We start from the raw sequence: 6,195 nt of genomic DNA, 5'->3' as shown, positions 1-6,195 counted from the left end.
GTTCGTTCAGATGGGGCAGCAGCACATCGAACTTCACCGAGAGTTGCTCGCGGACCTCGCTCGGAATGGCCATATCCTCCCAACGAGCCGAAGATCACAAAGCAACGCCTTATTTCCTTACGGCCTCTGTGGGTGGAGAACTGCGGTACCTCGGCGTCGACGGCGATCCGTCGTACGACTTTCGACCAGGTCCAGAGCGTCACCGGCTGCCCGTAGTTGCGGCGCGACTCCGACAAGAACAGCTGGCCGCGAGCCCGGCTGATCGTCGCTCGGTGGGCCAGGTAGTTCGACAGCAGCACGCCAGTGGGCGCCGAGTACGGCACCACCCGTTCCAGCCGGTTCTTGGTGTTCTCCGCCTTTATCCGAAGGGTTCGCTGCGCAGGGTCAAGATCCTCGGTGCCCAGCAGGCACAGCTCTTCACGGCGCAGCGCGGCATCGTAGGCCAGCGCGAGCATCACCCGGTTGCGGATCGGTTCGTCCGCCGCGGTGGCCAGGACTTGCCGCCACTGCTTCTCGTCGGGGATCCACGGCAGCTTGATAAGTCGCGGGATAAGACCGCGCTCGTGGCCGCCGAAGTGGCGTCCGGGCGTGTATTTTCCGCGCCCGACCGGGTTGGACTCGCGCAGCCCCTCCTCGATGAGGTGGTCGTAGAACAGCCTGACCGCGACCAGTCGCTGCTGGATCGTGGCGTTGGACAGCCCGGCCCCCGAGTCGATCGACACCACGTTCGCGCCGCGATGACTCGGCCGGGTGACCAGTTCACGGACGAACACCGCCACGTGCGCCCGGTTCGCCGTGACCGGGTCAACGCCCTCCCGCTCGCATACCTGCAGATACTCGGCGAGCCCACGTGCGTAGGCGTCGATCGTGCGGGGTGCCCGTCCCAGATCGGTCCAGATCCGCAGCCACCCGGCCGCTTGCTGGTGCCGCTCCAGGACGGGCCACTTCTTCTCGAGTACGACAGCGTCCACCGACTCTCCTCAGCTACCGGCGAGACCGTACCGGACAAGATCGCCCGGAAGGTCACATTCCAAGTAACTGAGATCAAGTACGCGACCGCGCTGCGGCTGCACACCGCCGAGTCGCACCAGATGCTGCGCCGCTTCACCCGCGGCGGCCCCAAGCACCCCACCTACCAGGCGATCGAGGAGCTCGGCCGCGTCATCCGGACGATCTTCATCTGCGATTACCTTGCGGACGAGGAACTCAGGAGAGAGATCAACGAGGGCCTGAACGTGGTGGAGAACTTTAACTCCGCCAGCAAGGACCTGTTCTACGGCAAGGCCGGCGACCTGACCGGCGACGACCGCGAGAACGTTGAAGTGTCCGCGCTGGCGCTGCACCTGATCGCCGCCGCCATCACCTACCTCAACACACACCTGATCCAGATCGTGCTGCGCGATCCGGCCTGGCGAAAACGGCTGAGCCCGGCCGACCGGCGCGGGCTGTCGGGCCTGTTCTGGTCCCACCTGAACCTGTATGGCCGCTTCGAGCTCGACATGAATCGGCACCTGGAGTTGGACGGTGTTCCGCTCGGGCGGCCCAGCGCCCCGTGACGCACGGGGTTGGGCCAGGGCTGGCACCGCTCAGCCCTGTCGGCCCCGCCGTCTACTGCCGGATCGGCAGGCCAGGCGCGCCGGCGGCGATCTCTGCGGGCGGTACGGGCGTGCCACCGCGTCTCGGGTGCACCTGAGTGGTTACGGGCGCGCCCTCGCCGCAGCGTCCCGGACCGCGTGGTCCGGGACCGTCTCCGCCAGTTCGTCCAGCACCTCCAGCGCCTCCGCGGTGCCGATCCGGGCGATGGCGTCGACAGCCTTGACCGCGCGGGCCCTGGTGCCCCGCGCTACCCAGCCGGGGATCAGGGCGGCCAGGTCGCGGGCCGTCCGGCCGTCGCCGAGCCATCCCAGCGCGGGCAGTGCCCAGGCGTCGCCGTGCAGGAACAGCGCCCAGCCCAGGTCGGCCAGCGAACGCCGGTCGCAGGCCTCGCGGACCGCGTCCAGCCGCTCGTCCGGCTTCTTGGCCAGCGCGACGAGCCTCCTGGTCGCGTCGGCGGGCAGGGCCCGGCCGCCGCCCTTGAGCAGCACCTGCGGCAGGACATCGGGATCGGCGTACGCGGGCAGCCGGGCCGCCCGCCCCGGCGCGGTCAGCACCGCCGGGACGTCCTCGCCGGGCGCGTCCGGGACCCGCGGCGCCGGGTCCGGCCCGGGCAGCTCCGGATGCGCCTTGAGGTGCATGCGAAGCAGCCCGGCGGCCAGGAGCGCCGACGTCGAGTCGCTCGCAGCCACCGTGGACAGCACCCGCGCCGCCCGCACGGGGAAGCGCTCCATCGCCGCGAGCAGGTACTCACCCGCGAACTCCCGCTCGTACCGCTCCAGCAGCAGCTTGAACGCCTCGTCGCTCGGAATCAGGGAGATCAGCTCGACGAACCGCTCCCGCCACGGCTTGTAGATCCTGAGCCGGTCCCAGGCGTCGACCAGGACCGGGGCGGCTGCCGGCCCCAAGCCGTCGGCCATCGTGGCGCGCATCCCGTACGTGAACGCGTCGAAGTCGGACTCCTCCAGTCTCCAGCCGAGCAGTTCGAGGTGCCGCGGCGTGCCCACCGACGCCCACAGTCGTTCGCGGTAGAAGGCGTTCAAGCCCCATTCGGCGGACGGCGGGTCGGCGCAGCACTCGTCCACCCAGTCGTGCCGGGTGGGCACCAGGTAGGAGACGACGAGCCGCCGGGAGCGGGTGCCGCGGTGCGCGGCCAGCCGTTCCACCGCCCGCCGGTACTCCTCCTCGGGGCAGAAGGCCAGCAGGCCCCGGACCCGGCGCAGGCTCACAGAGTCGACCTGCCGGAGGGAGTCCAGCGGGCGCAGGTCTTCCGCAGAGGAGGCGATGCCGCTCAGTTCGGCGAGCGCGCAGGCGGCGAAGGCGAGCCCGCAGGAGGCGATCCACCCGTCGGTGAAGGTTCGCGGCGTCTTGTTCCCGTTCTGCGCGCGGTCGACGATCGATGCGATCGCCGCCGCCCCGGCGGGGTCGTCAGCGCCGCTGAGGTACGCCCGCGCGTGCGCGACCAGGGCCGGGTCGCTCACAGCCGCCGACAGCACCGCCTCGATGTGGCCGCAGTGCTTCTCGGCCAGCTTCGCCGCCACGTTCGCGGCGCCGGGGTCGACGGTGTCGCTGGGCGAGACCTCGCCCAGCGACCGGTCGGAGACGCTCGGTTCCGCGGGGAGCGCGCCGCCCCGCCGGGGGTGCAGATCTCGGCGCAGGGGCTCGGAGAGGACGGCCTGCCAGTAGGAGTGGAACGGCGAACCGGGCTTGGTGTCACATTCGTTGACGCTGTAGATCCGACCAGGCCAGTCTTGCCCGCAGCACGATGTGGGCAAGGCCACCAAGCGCGTCGAAACGGTCACCGGACCAGGAAAGGTAAACGTCAAGCTAAGCGGGGAAGGACCCCCGCCAGCCCCTCACGGAACGCGATGGCCGCCGCCTCGGTGCGGGTCGCCGCGCCCAGTTTCGTCAGGATGTGGGAGACATGCACCCCCGCCGTACTCGGTGAGATGTGCAGCCGGGCGGCGATCTGCCGGTTGCTCTGGCCCTCGGCGATCAACCTGAGCACGTCACGCTCGCGCTCCGTGAGCCCACCCTGAGCCGGTCGGGGCCGCCCGAGCAGGGCGATCTCGCGGGTGAGCGGCGCGGCGCCCAGGTCTTCGGCCAGCCACGCGGCTTCCCTGAGGCGGGCCGTTGACCCGGGCCGGTCGCCCGCCGCCAGCGCGGCTCGCGCGCCGTGGAACAGACTCAGCGCCAGCTCGTACGGCTGCCGCAGCTCCCGCCAGGCACCCGCGGCGTGGTCCCAGCCGTCGTCCTTGATAAGCGCGCGCAGCATGATCTGCCAAGCTCGGTCGAGCGGCCCGTCCACGCCGAGCGCCGTATCGGCCGCGGAGAGCTCGGCCTGTCGTTTCGCGACCCGCTGCCGTAGGTCCCTGCCGTCGCCGTGCGCGAGCCGGGCCCGCTGCGCCAATGCGCCGGCGACCAGGACCGGCCGGGCGTCGCTGCTGTAGATCCGGGTGAGCGCCGGGTCGGCCAGCGCCCGGTCCAGGAGCAGGTCTGCCCTCTCGTGGTTGCCCTGGGCGACGGCGAGCAGGCAGAGCAGCTGATAGCGGGGGAACAGGCCCCCGTTGCCGGTGTGCTCCACGGCCGCCGCGGCGTCGGCCGCCCTGGCCAAGTCTCCGCGCAGCAGCGACAGGTAGCCGGCGAGCACGCGCAGGGCCTGCCGCGGCAGCGGTGGCGGGTCCTCCTGGAGGCTCTCCTCCAGCACGGCGGCGGCCTCGTCCCACCGCCCGGCCAGGATCAGGCTGTGTCCGGCGAAGCGCGCGAGCTCGGCGCCCCGGCTGCGGCCCAGCCCGTACCGGCGGGCGTGGCGGATGCCGTCGCGGGCCGCCTCGATGCCACGGTCGTGGTCACCGGCCTTGGTGTGCAGCGTCGCCTCGTACATCGGGACGGTCATGAGCAGGTCGTGGCCGTCGAGCCGATCGGCCAGCGTGCGGGCCTGCGCTAGCATCCCGAGGTCGCCCGTCATGGACCCGACGCCCAGCAGCCCACGGACCGTGACCGTGGCATCGCCGGTACGCCGACCGATGGTGAGCGCCTCCTCGAACGGCTCGCGAGCCCGGTCCACCTCCGGCAGCAGGCCCATGGCCAGCACGCCGAGCAGCCGCCCTCGCTGAACGCCGCCGGGGGTGGCGGGCACCAGTTCCAGGGCTCGTTCCCAGTCGGAGACGCCGGTCGCCTCCAGCCGGTGCCGCAGCCTGCCTCGATGTTCCAGCAGCTGGGCGGCCCGCTCGGGCTCGCGCCGCTCGTCCACGGCGGCCAGCCCGGCGCTGGCGTACTCGACCCCGCGAGCGTAGTCGCCGCTGAGCATGCACGCCTCGGCCGCGCCGGTCAGTACGTCGATCCTGTCGACGCCCAGCCGCGCCTGCGGGTCCCAGAGTTCGAGGACCTGGTCGAGCATGCGGACCTGCTCCTCGTAGGCGTAGGACCTGCGCGCCTGGCCCGCGGCCAGGTAGGCGGCGGACAAGGCCAGCCCGCGATCACCGGCGGCGTGGGCGTGCGCGGCCAGCTCCGCGTGGGCGCCGGAATCGCGCAGGGCCTCGGCGTAGCGCGCGTGCAGGCGCGCCCGCTCGCCGGGCAGCAGGTCCTCGTACACCGCCTGCCGGATCAGGGCATGGCGGAAGTCGTAGCCGTCCCCTGCGGTGACGAGCAGGCTGCGGTCGACGAGCTCGCGCAGCAGGGCATCCAGCCCGGTCCCGTCCTGCCCGGCCACCTGCGCCAGCAGCCGGTGGCCGACCCGGCCGCCCGCTGCCGAAGCGATGCGCAGCATCTCGCGCGCCGGGCCGGGAAGCGACCGCGGGCCGTGCAGCAGCAGGTCGCGCAGGCTGTCCGGGGTCCGTTCACCGGCGCGGGCGAGCGCCTCGACGAACAGCGGGGTGCCGTCGCTGCGTTCGTGTACGCGGCGTACGGCGGCCGCGTCCGGCTCGGTGCCGAGGATCGCGGCCAGCTGCCGGCCCACGCCCTGCCGGTCCAGGCGATGCAGCCGCAGCGTGGTGGTGCGCGGGCGGCGGGCCAGCTCGGACAGCAGCGGCCCGAGCAGTCCGTCGCCAGTTTCCGGCGGCCGGTAGGTGATCACCAGGAGCACGCCGGCCTGGGTCAGGTTCCTGGCCAGGAAGCCGAGCAGCTCGCGGGTGGCGGCGTCGGCCCAGTGCAGGTCCTCGACCGAGACGACGAGCGGCTGGTTCGCGGCCACCCGCTCGACCAGCGTCAGGACCTCCTCGTACAGCAGATGCTTGCCGCCTTCCGCGTCGCCCGCCTCGCCGAGCTCGGGGAACCAGCGGGCCAGCTGGCGGTAGGGCCCCGGCAGCACCCCTTCGACCCGGATCAGCCTGCGCAGCACCGTCACGAACGGCGCGTACGGCAGGCCGTCGCTGCCCAGCTCCGCGCAGGCGCCCTCGACCACCCGCACGCCCCTGCCCAGCGACCGCGCGAACTCGGCGAGCAGCCGCGACTTGCCGATCCCGGCCTCCCCGGCCACCAGCACCACCGCCGGCCCCTGCCCGACAGCCGTGTCCAGGGCCGCCACCAGCGCCGACAACTCCTCGCCCCGGCCGACGAACACCGGGCTGACCACGCGCTCCGCCACCACGACGCCAGCATATA

Annotated in this window: 3 protein-coding genes and 1 pseudogene; 1 reads left to right on the top strand and 3 read right to left on the bottom strand. The window is 72.3% G+C overall.

Annotation, left to right across the window (positions count from 1 at the left end; all coding sequences use genetic code 11):
- Positions 1–173 precede the first annotated feature (173 nt).
- A pseudogene (locus EJK15_RS49350) lies at positions 174–971 on the bottom strand (tyrosine-type recombinase/integrase); the annotation flags it as partial.
- Between EJK15_RS49350 and EJK15_RS49345 the strand changes: the two are divergent.
- Positions 924–1,556, top strand: a complete 633-nt coding sequence (locus EJK15_RS49345) for a Tn3 family transposase (protein ID WP_171074978.1) — start codon at positions 924–926, stop codon at positions 1,554–1,556. The pseudogene EJK15_RS49350 and the gene EJK15_RS49345 overlap by 48 nt on opposite strands.
- A gap of 141 nt (positions 1,557–1,697) precedes the next feature.
- On the opposite strand, the gene EJK15_RS49340 is transcribed toward EJK15_RS49345, so the two are convergent.
- On the bottom strand, positions 1,698–3,395 hold the full coding sequence (locus EJK15_RS49340) for a hypothetical protein (RefSeq protein WP_138717393.1): 1,698 nt from the start codon (positions 3,393–3,395) through the stop codon (positions 1,698–1,700).
- A 20-nt stretch (positions 3,396–3,415) separates the two neighbouring features.
- The gene (locus EJK15_RS49335; RefSeq protein WP_171074977.1) at positions 3,416–6,181 is read right to left on the bottom strand and encodes a helix-turn-helix transcriptional regulator; all 2,766 of its coding nucleotides are present in this window, start codon (positions 6,179–6,181) and stop codon (positions 3,416–3,418) included.
- Positions 6,182–6,195: the final 14 nt, after the last annotated feature.

This window comes from Nonomuraea basaltis (assembly GCF_005893125.1).
GTDB classification, from domain to species: Bacteria; Actinomycetota; Actinomycetes; order Streptosporangiales; family Streptosporangiaceae; genus Nonomuraea; species Nonomuraea basaltis.
The sequence above is the reverse complement of the archived record's forward strand: the minus strand, read 5'-3'. Positions and strand labels throughout refer to the sequence as shown.